Source organism: Vibrio tarriae (genome assembly GCF_002216685.1).
Taxonomy (GTDB): domain Bacteria; phylum Pseudomonadota; class Gammaproteobacteria; order Enterobacterales; family Vibrionaceae; genus Vibrio; species Vibrio tarriae.
The window spans coordinates 966076-979257 of record NZ_CP022353.1 but is presented as its reverse complement, the minus strand read 5'-3'; the positions used below and the strand labels follow the sequence as shown (position 1 = coordinate 979257).

At 41.2% G+C, this 13182-nt stretch carries 13 protein-coding genes; all 13 read right to left on the bottom strand.

Annotation, left to right across the window (positions count from 1 at the left end; translation table 11 throughout):
* Positions 1–2 precede the first annotated feature (2 nt).
* On the bottom strand, positions 3–677 hold the full coding sequence (locus tag CEQ48_RS10175; RefSeq protein ID WP_000229918.1) for a flagellar type III secretion system pore protein FliP: 675 nt from the start codon (positions 675–677) through the stop codon (positions 3–5).
* A 60-nt stretch (positions 678–737) separates the two neighbouring features.
* A complete protein-coding gene (locus tag CEQ48_RS10170; protein ID WP_089071157.1) occupies positions 738–1043 on the bottom strand; it encodes a hypothetical protein in 306 nt (101 codons plus the stop codon).
* An 838-nt stretch (positions 1044–1881) separates the two neighbouring features.
* Positions 1882–2433 (bottom strand): winged helix-turn-helix domain-containing protein, encoded by a 552-nt coding sequence (locus CEQ48_RS10160; protein ID WP_089071155.1) that lies wholly within the window; start codon positions 2431–2433, stop codon positions 1882–1884.
* A 211-nt stretch (positions 2434–2644) separates the two neighbouring features.
* Positions 2645–2860: a FliM/FliN family flagellar motor C-terminal domain-containing protein gene (locus CEQ48_RS10155; protein WP_000861356.1), complete on the bottom strand. Its 216-nt coding sequence runs from the start codon at positions 2858–2860 to the stop codon at positions 2645–2647.
* Between the two features lie 14 nt (positions 2861–2874).
* Positions 2875–3528: a VPA1350 family putative T3SS effector gene (locus CEQ48_RS10150; protein WP_088131836.1), complete on the bottom strand. Its 654-nt coding sequence runs from the start codon at positions 3526–3528 to the stop codon at positions 2875–2877.
* 5 nt (positions 3529–3533) lie between these two features.
* Positions 3534–4547, bottom strand: coding sequence for a VPA1351 family putative T3SS effector (locus CEQ48_RS10145; protein WP_089071154.1), 1014 nt, complete (start codon positions 4545–4547; stop codon positions 3534–3536).
* A complete protein-coding gene (locus CEQ48_RS10140) occupies positions 4525–4917 on the bottom strand; it encodes a VPA1352 family putative T3SS effector (protein WP_000842251.1) in 393 nt (130 codons plus the stop codon). The genes CEQ48_RS10145 and CEQ48_RS10140 overlap by 23 nt, the downstream gene beginning before the upstream one ends.
* Positions 4907–5713, bottom strand: coding sequence for an OmpA family protein (locus tag CEQ48_RS10135; RefSeq protein WP_001906198.1), 807 nt, complete (start codon positions 5711–5713; stop codon positions 4907–4909). Before CEQ48_RS10135 ends, CEQ48_RS10140 begins: the two co-directional genes overlap by 11 nt.
* A complete protein-coding gene (locus tag CEQ48_RS10130) occupies positions 5688–6740 on the bottom strand; it encodes an EscU/YscU/HrcU family type III secretion system export apparatus switch protein (protein ID WP_044127975.1) in 1053 nt (350 codons plus the stop codon). The genes CEQ48_RS10135 and CEQ48_RS10130 overlap by 26 nt, the downstream gene beginning before the upstream one ends.
* Before the next feature lie 20 nt (positions 6741–6760).
* Entirely contained in the window at positions 6761–8644 is a 1884-nt protein-coding gene (locus CEQ48_RS10125; protein ID WP_089071153.1) for an FHIPEP family type III secretion protein, read from the bottom strand.
* Entirely contained in the window at positions 8641–9237 is a 597-nt protein-coding gene (locus tag CEQ48_RS10120) for a hypothetical protein (protein ID WP_001906197.1), read from the bottom strand. The genes CEQ48_RS10125 and CEQ48_RS10120 overlap by 4 nt, the downstream gene beginning before the upstream one ends.
* A gap of 127 nt (positions 9238–9364) precedes the next feature.
* Positions 9365–10459 carry a lipoprotein VsaC gene (locus CEQ48_RS10115; protein ID WP_232477884.1) on the bottom strand — a complete coding sequence of 365 codons (1095 nt, stop codon included), beginning with the start codon at positions 10457–10459 and terminating at the stop codon, positions 9365–9367.
* Between the two features lie 56 nt (positions 10460–10515).
* Positions 10516–12918: a hypothetical protein gene (locus tag CEQ48_RS10110; protein ID WP_089071152.1), complete on the bottom strand. Its 2403-nt coding sequence runs from the start codon at positions 12916–12918 to the stop codon at positions 10516–10518.
* Between the last annotated feature and the right edge of the window lie 264 nt (positions 12919–13182).

Sequence of the window (13182 nt, the reverse complement as noted above, 5' to 3'; positions counted from 1 at the left end):
AATTACCCCAGCGCTTTAAACAAAATCGTCCAGCTATCTGAGAAATAAAATACGGCCAATTTAACAGGGGTTGATATCACCGTAGGTGATAGCATTGTCATACCTACCCCACTTAAAATAACAGCAATTAAAAAGTCGATACTTACAAAAACAATATAAAGCTTTAACCCGAGCTCAAAGCCTTGATAAAGATCGTATATCAGGCTTCCAATAAAATACTTAAAGGTGTCATGCTCTTTATCAAAGTTAAATGGTAATTCTATAATTGCTGTTAACTTATCGGTTTTCTGTTTGGCATGTTCTAGTAATTCAGGGAAAAAAGTCGACCACTCACTCACTAACGAGTACATGGTGACGTTTTTCGGTAAATCGTTATTAATCTCTTGATTTAGCTCTTGCTTTTCTTGCTGTGAAAAGTAAGGTTTGATTCGCTCAATACCCGGTTGAATCTGTGGCCATACTCCATTGAGCGCCATCAGTGCAGCCAGTAGGTTAACCACAATCGCAGGGGGAATTTGCTGTGTACCCACCGCATTTTTGATGATATTCAATACGATCGAGTATTTAACGAACCCCGTAAAACAAATAAAAAACACTGCAGAAAGCAGTACCAACACCAGCAGGGAGACAAGGTTAACCCCAGCATAGGCATTGGCAGGACTTAATAATTCAACCATGCTCCCTCCCATGTAGAGAAACAAACGCCGGAGCAAGCTCCGGCGATCTAATCAACGTAATTAGATATTACGTGCTGCTGAAGAAATTGAGTCTTTAATTGATTTCAGGGTTGAAGTACCTGTTTGTACAGTAATACTCTGATCACCCATTAAGCGTTGTAGTTGTAATGACTCACCTGCAGAAAGCTGTAATCCACCAGCTTGTGTCGCATTAGCTTTAATAAAATCCTCTACCGCGGAATCTGCAACTGCAACCATATATTCAAATGCAGTACCAACCTCCGTTGTTTTCAAAGCATCATCTTCAGCCCACGCAGCTTTTGCTGCAGTTTGTGCGCCAGCAATATCACGGGTCGAAATAGTCATAAATGAATCCTCCTACTATAGATTACGATGTTATTTCTAATTAAATGATCTAATAGTGCATTCTTTCTTTTGCACTAGCTCATCACCTGACGACTCGAAATTTAAAGCCAACCAGCAAGTAAAACTAGTGAAAAAAAAAGATAAAACAGGAGATTTTTTTTACCCAATCTTCATAAGAGCAATAAACCAGAAAGCTTTATGCAAGCAATAATCAAGATGAAAGCTCGTGAAGAACATAACGAAAAACTTCTTACAGAATCAAAGAAAGATCAAGTATCTGTGTTGCTACATCATAAAAAAACAACGCAAATTCACTTCTTGTCAAGTTTTATCATGAGCATCTTCCTAAAGGTATCAAAATATAACTCTAGGCTGAAGATAAACTAGGATTTATTTTGTAAATTACTCAAGCAGAACTCACAATCTTTGTTCTACTACATTAGTTTGATATGGTTTAAACATGCAGAGTCTTTTTATAATACCATCCATGGAAAACAGTAATCATAGCATTGACATTTTCTAACCATGAAGAGATTGTGAGATTAGCTAATATAAATAATGACAAGCTATTGAGTTGATCTGATTATTACAAGAGAATTTTTATATTAATGCTTAGTCGGCACACTAGTATCCGTCATGGCAAAATAAAACCTTACAATTCGTAATAGGCATGAAAGCTACGCTAAAATGCTCAAGTCGAGTATAGGTTACAAAGTAAAAGACAGTTATAGGTTAACAACTATCGTGTATCTGGACGTTAGTGTCGCGAACTTCTCCTAATACCATATAAATAAAAAGGGCAGAGTCACATAACTCTGCCCTTTTTATTTCTTAATGCTTACTTGAGTAATAACACCATGCCTGCACTTGCAAATGAAGAAATCAGTGCAGATGAGAATACCGCCAACAGGAGCCAACTGGGTTTAATGCAGCCGGAGTGAGCATTCTCTTCTGTTTTCGAGAGCGCTGGCAGAAAGCGATGATTCGCGGCTGGCGCTTTGATCATGGCTAAATCTTTTGATTCGATTCGTTTCACCTCTAGTGGTGGTTCATCTTCCGTTACCATAAGACCTAAGTTTTCTCCTTCCAAAATAAGCATATATCCCTCTTTAGGAATGGTTTTGATTTCACACATCACTCCATCAATCAGTTGCAGTGACTTTCTTAAGTTTGAAATGGCTTTGGTCAGTGAGGTTTCACTGACAAACACTTTACCCCATACCTTGTCGTTAATTTCTTCTTTAGTAATAACGGTATTGGCATTTTCACACAGCAATTTCAATATCGCCGCTTCACGCCCACCTAAACTGATGATTTTGTCAGTGGTTAATACTTCACGTTTGAGCGTATCGAAAATGACTTGGTTGCCTAGTAAGTAGTTTCTTAACATCGTTGAACCCTTTTCACTGTTTTTCGTCGTTATTTATCGTGATTAAAAGAGAACTTCTCTGTCCTTATGGCCGTGGTAATCAAGACGGTCATGTCAAACTCCTGATGCGAATTTTGCTGAATCACGGAATAAAATGATGATAAAACCGTGAAAAGTCACTAATTAAACCTAAAAAAATATAAAAAACAAAACAAAAGGGGCTTAGCCCCTTTTAGCTTTTCACCTCATTGACAAAGTCAACAGTCACCGCGTATTGGTCATCCACTTTAATCAGTTGTCCAGTCGCGACTAGCTCGTTACCACTTTTCAACATCACTTGAGATTGGACGAAGTCTTCAATTTTTACCATCTTACCTTTGCTCAATTGATTCAGTTCATCCAAGCTTAAATTGCAATGAGCAATCACCACATCTAATGCGACTTTCATTGTTATGCCTCCGGTTAACTTGCTTGTGAGAGTCGAACAATCACTTGGCGGACATCACGAATCTCCTCTTGTGCAGAAGAGATCTCTGTCATCACGTTTTTGAAACGTTGTTGCTCGGTATCAATATCAACCTGAATGGTGTCGTTAAACGCTGTTACCGTTGCATCGAGTGACTGGAGATCAGTATAAGACACAGCATATCGTTTAGAATCATCAAGATTCTTACCTGTGATCGCAGAAATCCCACGATCGTCATTGAGCTTTTCTCGAATGATGCTATCGATTTGTTCTAAATAACCTGAACTGACACTGTCACCTAATGGGGTTGTAACCTTATTATCATTAGGATTTGTAAAATTCATATTATCTTGCATCACCAGGCCCCATAAGCGGCTTATCTCAGCGATCGCATCTGAGCGCACTTTAATATTATCCGCCATACCCTCTGCGCGGTTGGTTTGTTCACCAAGATACTTACTCAGCAATTCATCGATCAGATCTAATGGATCTTTACTGGCTTGACGTGTTTGCATAGGCGCTACTTCTTCTTGTGCTTTTTTCACAATTGGAAATTGCTCTGCTAGCTGCTGCGCTGCTGACTGACGATCTGTAGAAGCAAGATTGCTCGCTCCGTATGCACTGTTTATTGTCATGTTTTGCATTATCATCACTCCTATTTTTTAACTTGAATCAAATAAACTCTGGTTTGTTTACCATCAAAGAATACGACCCGATCCTCACTAATTTCCTGAATCACACCCAGTTTGGGGACTTCACTACCTTCCCAGTATCGACCCAGTTCATCGTAAAGATAGCGTCCTGAATGAGAGGTATAGAAAATCGAGTATGGAAATTCAGCATCAGGAATTAAATCCGCTCCATCCGCACGAGACTTTAACGCACCCACGGTTCGGCTTAAGCCTGCATCGGTTAACACCTGCTTAGCACGAGCAGGATCGGATACAAACCAATGATCTCCCTGTTTGTAAAAACTGATGGCGTGTTTACCTAATGCCGCCATTACTTGGTTATCCAATTCAAAGGTTTCCACTCGAATTTGATCACGATCTGCTAGGCTCATAATTTCACCTTTCAGTGGCTTGCCAGAATAATCAGAGACAAGCTCTAAATTAAACTGACTGGCACGCAGGTAATTCTCCCCGCTCATCGTATGGATAAAATTCCCCCAGTATTCTGGTAATTGGCTAACCTCTGAAAGCTTACTCGTATACAACTGACCATCTTTGATATAGCCACTACCTATAGCTTGCAGATAATCTCCAAATTGCTGATTCTGTCTTGCGGCATTGAATGTGTATCCTCCAATTGCCAACAACAGATGGACAGCGACAGTAACCAGTAATAAAGGTTGAAACTGTCTTAGTCTAAAACGCTTTAGTGCAGGATTGCGCTTACCTTGGCGATAAACGCAAAATGTCAAACCTCGATAGCGATAGATCTTATTCTCCACCAAGGTAAGCTTTTTCTTAGCCAACCCTATGGCTTGAATCGTACTGCCTTGCTCTTCTAGTTCAATGCGCTCCTCAGGCGTTAAAAATTCAGCTAAAGGAACAACATTGTCTTCCTTAATTTCTGAGCTCCCGACTAAAACGAGTTTGTTTTCTATAGGTAAGGTTACGCCTTTGACACACCCACTAAAAAATTCAAGCAGCCACATTGCTTTCAATCTCTTTTAGAATTTGGTTTACGATAACTAGGCTTTGGTTTACTTCTTCCAATAAAGTTCGCGGATGTTCGGGCAATGCAATATGTCGAATTAAACAACAACCTAGCGATTTCATCTCTGTGAGATAACCATCTTTGCTCAAAGCAAAAGTTCCATTAATTTTTCCTTGAACCTTACTGGTCACTTTAATGCCCAGTGGTGCCACAATAACAACCTGATTGGTCAGACCAATTCTTTGCCCATCTTCAATTCGAATATCTCGACCTTGATAATGGCAAACCAAACCTTGCTCTGCCTCTAAAGTAAGGCTGCCTTGTTTGGTCATTTGAGCAAATTCATTGATCAATAGTGAAAACTTTCTACTTTTCATCCGTTTTGAACCTCACTTCAATCACAAAGCGACGCTGTAAGACTCGCTGTTGAGCCGTTGATAGACCGTTTTCTACCGTTCCGCGAAGTTTCATAGGTAAATAACTTAAGCCTTCTTCGACTAAAAAGGTTTTTACCGATTGAGCACGACGGTCAGCCAATACTCGGTTTTTTTGATACGTTCCTGATGAGTCCGCAATACCGTAAATCGTCAGTTCTTCGACAGGTAAATATTTCAGCTTATCAATAACTTCAAAAAGTGTGTTTACTCCTTTATTCGTTAATTGATATTGATTGACAGGGAATAAGTCACTGAACACTAAACGTAACTGGCCTTCTCCCCACAAGTAAGCATCAACACCATCAATATGAGTATTCATATTGACCGGATAATTCGTGTAACGACGCTTGCTTAAGTTGGGGTCCCATGCACTGAGGTCAACGGCTCGACTCGCATACGGATCCACCAGGTTGTCATAACGCCAGTAATCGTTTTCACAGTTATATACCTGATTTAAACCATAGGTGTTCAGGTTTGCGATATAGAAGCGATTTGGCTCTAACGGCTGTGCGACTTCAACACAGGCCAGTTGATGTGGGTAGCCATCTTCATAACTTGGTGTTCTACGAACCCAAAATCTTAAATTATCCACATCCGAGACATGCGAAATAATCAGGTTATAAATATCTGGCTTCCAGTCTTGATCGAGCACTATGTTGTCATCTTTTATCTGGCTACTACAGCCAGAAAGCAACATCATTCCACATGCACTAGCGAGAAGCGTTTTTCTTAACATTTTTCTGCCTTTTTAAATTTGAAATTATTACAGCGACATCACGGAAAAATTCTTTGGGAAGAAAGTCCTCACCCTGCTTCATCTTGCTATACATAGCTCGAGCTAATGGAATGTTCTCAATAATAGGAATATCCATCGCTTCTAAACGTTTTCTTTCTTCCAAGGCCAACGATTCAGTACAAATTTTTAACACAACTGGTACCCGTTCAATTTTAGGGTCATAACAAATTGGCACTAAAATATGTGTTGGGTTTGCCAAAGCAAAAGTTGGTCTTCTCCCTTGTGTAATTGGAGTTTCCATGACTTCTCGCATTCGGCGTTTGCGTTCATATTTGATTTCAGGTGAGCCTTCGGTTTCTTTTAATTCGTTTTTCATTTCAGTGAAAGTCATACGGTTCTTTTGCAAGAAGTGATATTTCTCTGCCATGAAATCAACCGTACCGACACAGATTCCATATACCAAATAGAATGCAGACGCTGCTCCTATCGAATACATCAGATAGTAAATGAAGTATGGATAGTTATTGATTTCATTTAACTGATACAACTGACTACCCAATACATCCGCTACATATTTCAATAGAAAGAGAAGGAATAGTAGCTCCAATACTTTCCTGAATGAGCGTGAAATCGCCTCAACACCAAAAATATTCTTTGCACCGTTGACGGGGTTTATTTTATCCATTTTCAACCCCAATGCTTCAGTGCTGATCACCGCTTTATTAATCATCACCCATTCAAATATCACCATCACCAGCTTTAATAGAGCTAAGCCTCCGATACACCACCAGAGAACATCGACTCCTGTTGCCAAACCGACATCGATATCAGCATAAAGCACTGCGGATAACCACTCACCAGAATACTCAAACAAGTAGTACAAGGTGAAAATGATAATAATTGTAAATACGACCAGCTCTAGAGTTGGTTCGGCCAATTCTGTTTTTGGAAATTGGCCTTTCTGTTTTAGATCACGCAGTTTTTTTTCAGTGGGTGGATATTTCTTGGGTTCGGTTGATTCTTCCATAATATCCTCCTCGCATTTCGTTAAATATGGATAGTCTCCGTATTTTCAATGCAATTTGAGTTAACAATATCAGCATGACTACATACATAAGTCATACTCATCACTTGTTGGAAAAATGCCTTGACATAATTCAGTTCATTTTCATTTACCACGACAACTGGTTTTGAGCCGTATTGCACAAGTAGCCGCTTTATTTCATTGCGTAATGTGGACTGTACTGTAATCAACCGATCTACATCATCAAATTCTCCAGCAACAAATCCTGCAATTTCTTCAGTCAGCTCTGGTGTCAATAAGACGATATTTAATTTACCTTCATCGTTGAGCAGATTCGCCGTGATGTCATATCGAGCCTGACTTCTGATTCGAGTCAACCAGTTACGGGGATCACTTTCTACTCTCGACCAGTAGATCAGAGCCTCAAAAAAACTCACACGGTCTAAATAAAACTCAGGAGAACGAATCATCTGCTTCAATACATCATGAACACGGTTTAAGCCAACAGCTGAATCAATCTCACTTTTCATGATTTCACTTTGCTGAGCTAACCCTGCAACAATATTGCTGCTGTATTGCAAGTTGTATTTCTCAATAAATCGATTGTGTATAAAGTAACTCACTATGTGATTGAGATTACTTGCCACATCATTGCTTGCTACCAACAGCTCATCATTGAGAATTTCAATCACGCTACCTGGTTCTGCATTTTTATAGCTGTACATTTCAATATCCGAAATATACACCTTCAAGTCACAATCCAATGTTGGATCAACCATAACAGCTGGTGAGCCTAATGCTTGCCCCCATAATGACTTTTCTTTATTTTCAACATTTCGTTGGATCAAATGTTGATACTGAGCTTCACGGAAAACAAACTTTAACGACTCGAACAAACCGTGACCTTGTGGCTCAAAACTGCTTGTTACTACTTTACTGTCCTCTTTTTTCCATAACCAAATCGCTAAAGCCGCACAAAGCACAGCAAGAGGCAAGCACACATATAACAAATTAGGATTAGTGATACCCAAGACAATGATAATACCGCCAATCACTAGCAAACTTTTCCAGAAGGTTCGAATTTGTAGCATCAATTGAGCCATAAATGAGCTCGACTCTTCATCCGAACCTTTGATGCGTGTTAAGTACACACCACAAGCCATCGAAAGTAACAAACTCGGAATTTGTGAAACCAGACCATCCCCAACGGTTAGCACCGAAAAGCGGCTAACACTGTCTGCTAACGAGAGTTCGAACTGGTTAATACCAACGTAAATTCCGCCAAACAAGTTAACTAAACTGATCAAGATACCTGCGATTGCGTCGCCTTTAACAAATTTCATCGCCCCATCAAGTGAGCCAAATAGTTTGTTTTCTGTACCTAAATCTGCACGTAGTTTTTGCGCTTGTTCCCCCGTAATGAGGCCACTTTTTAAATCACCATCAATGGTCATTTGTTTACCTGGCAGCGCATCTAGAGAAAAACGAGCCCCCACTTCCGCAACTCGTTCCCCACCTTTGGTTACTACAAGAAACTGTACAATAGTAATAATGATAAAAATCAGTAACCCAGAGAGCAGATTCCCCCCCATTACAAACTGACCGACGGTTTCGATTACCTGACCAACATCCTCATTTGCAATGATATTTCGTGTTGTTGCAATTGAGAGCAGCAAGCGAAACGTAGTCAGCAAAAGTACCATTGTAGGTAGAAATGTTACTTTCAAAGGCTGATCGTTTTCTAACATGATGACCAATAACAGTGCAGAACTGACAAAACTGATCATCAAAAAGAAATCGATCACCACCCCAGGAAGTGTCACTAGAATGATTGTCGGTAATAAAAACGCAATCATGACACTACTGGGATTAAACAATAGTGATGATTTACGTAGCTTCGCCATCATATCGATTCTAATCCTCTTTTGAGTTCCTCAATGATTGTTTTACTGTCTATGGAGATGATTCTGTCTTCGTTCTCAATACTCAACGTGACGCCATCTTCGTGCTGCTCAGTCTCAACCTGTAGCGCTTTACAAGCGTCATCCATTTCACTGTGTAACACTTCCACCAGATGGGAAATTAATTTCTCGCTCTGAGTCAGTTTGGTCAGTCGTGCTTGAACTTCACTAGCAATTTGATGTTTTAATTCACGCTTAACATCTAATATTGCTTCTTCCTGCTCTTTTAAATGACGAGCAAGTTCGTTTTCAGCCACTTTAAACCATTCTATCTGTTGCTCTTTCCAAGCATTTGCGAGCTTCTGATACTCCTCCTCTATAACGCTATTTAAAAGCTGTTCTTTTTCCTCCAACATCAAGAGCACCTGTTCCTCAAGTAGCTTTTGATATTCCTTTACCTTCTCTTCTAAAGCCATGATTAACGCCTTAGACTCCTGATAGGTCGCTAATTCTGAACGTTTAATCAGGTTAGAATGACGTGGACGTACAAAACCCACTTTGGGAATCGCTTTATGCGACGCATCTAATTCGATATACAAGGTACACCTCACTATTCAAATTTATTCAGACTTTATCCGCAGCGCTCCACCCCATCAAAAGAAAAAAAAAGACTAAATCTGAACGACACTGATTTAGTCTTTTTTCAGTTAAATTGACTTTATGTCATTATGATGCGAGCTTGAGATTACTGATTTCTGCTGGCTTAACTGGTAAGACTCTTTCTCCCATAGTCACAACTGAAACATCTCTTTTCTGAGCAATCTCCATCAAGGGTAAACTTGATTCAAGTTGCTTCTTGGTAAGATTGATATCTCGAATATTGTGGAATAATCCTTGGGTATAGTTTTTACCTCGACCGCTCGCCATTCCCTGAGTTGTTAAAACAGGCGTTGGCATAGTAACTGTCCACTTTTTCCCAGTAATATTGCTCACAATCGTCGGAGCCTTCGTTGCCTCTAAATTGGCTACTTTCGGTTGTAATTCAGTGTCATTTTGAGCTTGCTGAACAACGATTTTTTGAGCCTGTTTCATATTTGGTGCGTGACTCACCAAATTAGATGACCAAGATTGTAATGTCTCATGCTGAGCTTGAGTGTTCATCGGATTGTTATCCGCGGAAGACTTACCTTTCAGCGTAATATGCATTTTAGAAACAAAACGTCTCGGCTCACTTTGATTTGTCTCTGAGGCTGATGGCAGAGCTGTAACATCAACAAGTTTGGTTACGTCCGTCGAGCCCGATTTAATTCCTTCAGCTTCCTGATGAGTCTGTGGAAGATTCACACCCTCAAAAAGTGAGTTTTGACTCGACAAACGTTCGGCGCGCTGATAACCATAGGTTGAACCGGCAATATCAACTTTTGAATTTTGATATCCGGGATTTCCATCGACTTTAGCGTTCCCAGCAGAGGTGATTACACGTTGCGATGGAACCACTTCAGGCCACACTTTCGCCGCATTACCTTGAATTTGCTGACTATCATTTTTACCAACTTCAAACTGCGAACTAATCTCAGGTTGAATGTTGGTTACACTCACTTGTGCATGCTCAACTTGTGCCCCCTCTGCCACACGCTCTGCGGCAACACCTTGTAAGGTATGGTGCCCTTTCACTGGTGAAGTTTCCGCTTCCGTTTGAGTGCCATTCTCGGCAAACGTTTGAGTCGTAACAGAGTTTTGCTCGACTGACGTCTGTGTTGAGCTGGACTCCACACTGGATTGAGTCGATCTGTTTTCTGCCGTTACCTGTCCTTGCTCCACACCATGTGAGTCAGTTGCAATAGAACGGGCATCTCCTGCCAGTTGAGACTGGCTTCCTACTCGTTCGCTGCGTGCGTAACCAACGGTTTGGCCATCGACTTCGATACGGCTATTCGCATAACCCGGGTTGCCATCCACTTTGGCATTACCCGCACTGGTGATAACCCGTTGTGGAGCTGCCACTTCTGGCCAATGTTTGACACCGTTTGTTTGTGCATGCTCAACTTGTGCCCCTCTGCCACACGCTCTGCAGCAACACCTTGTAAGGTATGGTGCCCTTTCACTGGTGAAGTTTCCGCTTCCGTTTGAGTGCCATTCTCGGCAACCGTTTGAGTCGTAACAGAGTTTTGCTCGACTGACGTCTGTGTTGAGCTGGACTCTACACTGGATTGAGTCGATCTGTTTTCTGTCGTTACCTGTCCTTGCTCCACACCGTGTGAGTCAGTTGCAATAGAACGGGCATCTCCTGCCAGTTGAGACTGGCTTCCTACTCGTTCGCTGCGTGCGTAACCAACGGTTTGGCCATTGACTTCGATACGGCTATTCGCATAACCCGGGTTGCCATCCACTTTGGCATTACCCGCACTGGTGATCACTCGTTGTGGAGCTGCCACTTCTGGCCAATGTTTGACACCGTTTGTTTGTGCATGCTCAACTTGTGCCCCCTCTGCCACACGCTCTGCAGCAACACCTTGTAAGGTATGGTGCCCTTTCACTGGTGAAGTTTCCGCTTCCGTTTGAGTGCCATTCTCGACAAATGTTTGAGTCGTAACAGAGTTTTGCTCGACTGACGTCTGTGTTGAGCTGGACTCCACACTGGATTGAGTCGATCTGTTTTCAGTCGTTACCTGTCCTTGTTCCACACCATGTGAGTCAGTTGCAATAGAACGGGCATCTCCTGCCAGTTGAGACTGGCTTCCTACTCGTTCGCTGCGTGCGTAACCAACGGTTTGGCCATTGACTTCGATACGGCTATTCGCATAACCCGGGTTACCATCCACTTTGGCATTACCCGCACTGGTGATAACCCGTTGTGGAGCCGCCACTTCTGGCCACTTTTTAACTTGCTGTCCCGTCACTTTCTGCATATTGGCAGAATCAATGATGACTTGACCATCCACCCCCTGTTGAACATGATTCTGTTCAGAAGATTGTTCAACAAACTGTTTACGATCCTGGTTCTCATTGACCTTCTGGAATTCAAGCGTTGAAGCTACCTGAGGATTTTTAGCAATGTTCTCCACATTGGCATAGCCAATAGTATGTCCTTGTTGAACAACTTTTGCATTCTGATACCCAGAGTAACTCGCAACAGTCGCATTACCAGACGTGGTGATTAAGCGATGAGCGGGCTTAACTTCAGGCCATTGTTTTTTCTCTTTTTCTACAACAACCTCGGCCTTCACTGGCTGAACATCAGGCAACTCTTCCGTTTCCGGGATCCCACCGATATAAGCTTTATGCCCGCCCTCAAAGTTTACTTGAATCAACTTAGCTTCATTAGTTTGTTCATGGAATGAAACTAATGCATCAACCATCTCATCGATTTCAGGCTCAGATCCTATAATCGGCTCTTGCCCACGCAACTCACGAATCAATGTCTCTTTAGTAATTTCTACAACACTGATTACTGGATGCTCACCAAATCGTTCAATAGCTTGTTCAATCAACGTTGGTTGAGGATTAGTGCCTCCCTGATTAACATTATAAGTATTATTTTGAGTATTAAATTGCGTATTACTTTGAGTGTTATTTTGGGTATTAAACTGATTAATGTTTAGATCACCAAAATTTAAATTAAAATTGAATACCGGAGAATAATTAAACGTATTGCCTTTACCATCAGCTCTTTTTTCCCCAGGTTCGTTATCATCCGGAATACGACGCCCATCGATTTCATCAAAACCGTGGAACTCATAAGTAGGCATAGGTCTTGGAGGTAACGGGACCAAGTCTTCTGGTTGTTTATTTTCCTCAGGCTCTTTTTTATCCTCTAGTTGATTGTTAGCTCCTTGTTGCCCCAGAACAAATTCAGAACCACCGTACATCGCTAGTGCAGTCGCATTACCAAATAAGACAACAAAAGCCGTAGGTAGTAGGCTTAAGCCACCAGTAAATGGAGCTAATACAGCACCAAGTGTTGTTGCCCCAGCAATCGCGGCTAAGTGGCCTTTCGCTTTTGTATGGTTACTGTATTTGTTAGATTTCTTATGGACTTTTTTCTTTTTCTCCGCCTGCTCTTTTTTCACTTCAGATTGCTGATTTGAGGACGTTTCCTCATTCTCGAGACAACTATCAGTGAGCGAGAGCGTTTGTGGAAGTGCTGGTTCGCTCATATTCGGCTGAGTTTCAACTCGCGGTAATACGCTCGCGGTTGTCTGGAGCGAAATATCAGACAGCTCCTGCTGAGCAGGAGCTGTCATTGGTGTGATATTGTTCAGCGAAATATTATGCGGCATATCAAAACCTCATTTTTTCTAGAAGCTGAATTGTTAATCTTCGCAACTCTTCTTCATCATATACATCGTCAGACAGCGTTATCATTAGATAACCCTCTGATCTTACCAGTTTCCCTTGCAGTGATTGCTCTAGTGAAATAAGAAACCGTATTATTTCATCTAAATTCAGCACATGAACTAATTGAAAAAACGGGATGAGTGGTAAAATTCTATCATCAGGGCAATCATTAAATACGAGCTGTTCATTCTTCTCTAACTTAAAAA

Bases quoted from the DNA above. Each gene is read 5' to 3' on its own strand.
- CEQ48_RS10175 (WP_000229918.1), bottom strand. From the start codon at position 677: ATGGTTGAATTATTAAGTCCTGCCAATGCCTATGCTGGGGTTAACCTT.
- CEQ48_RS10170 (WP_089071157.1), bottom strand. From the start codon at position 1,043: ATGACTATTTCGACCCGTGATATTGCTGGCGCACAAACTGCAGCAAAA.
- CEQ48_RS10160 (WP_089071155.1), bottom strand. From the start codon at position 2,433: ATGTTAAGAAACTACTTACTAGGCAACCAAGTCATTTTCGATACGCTC.
- CEQ48_RS10155 (WP_000861356.1), bottom strand. From the start codon at position 2,860: ATGAAAGTCGCATTAGATGTGGTGATTGCTCATTGCAATTTAAGCTTG.
- CEQ48_RS10150 (WP_088131836.1), bottom strand. From the start codon at position 3,528: ATGATAATGCAAAACATGACAATAAACAGTGCATACGGAGCGAGCAAT.
- CEQ48_RS10140 (WP_000842251.1), bottom strand. From the start codon at position 4,917: ATGAAAAGTAGAAAGTTTTCACTATTGATCAATGAATTTGCTCAAATG.
- CEQ48_RS10135 (WP_001906198.1), bottom strand. From the start codon at position 5,713: ATGTTAAGAAAAACGCTTCTCGCTAGTGCATGTGGAATGATGTTGCTT.
- CEQ48_RS10130 (WP_044127975.1), bottom strand. From the start codon at position 6,740: ATGGAAGAATCAACCGAACCCAAGAAATATCCACCCACTGAAAAAAAA.
- CEQ48_RS10125 (WP_089071153.1), bottom strand. From the start codon at position 8,644: ATGATGGCGAAGCTACGTAAATCATCACTATTGTTTAATCCCAGTAGT.
- CEQ48_RS10110 (WP_089071152.1), bottom strand. From the start codon at position 12,918: ATGCCGCATAATATTTCGCTGAACAATATCACACCAATGACAGCTCCT.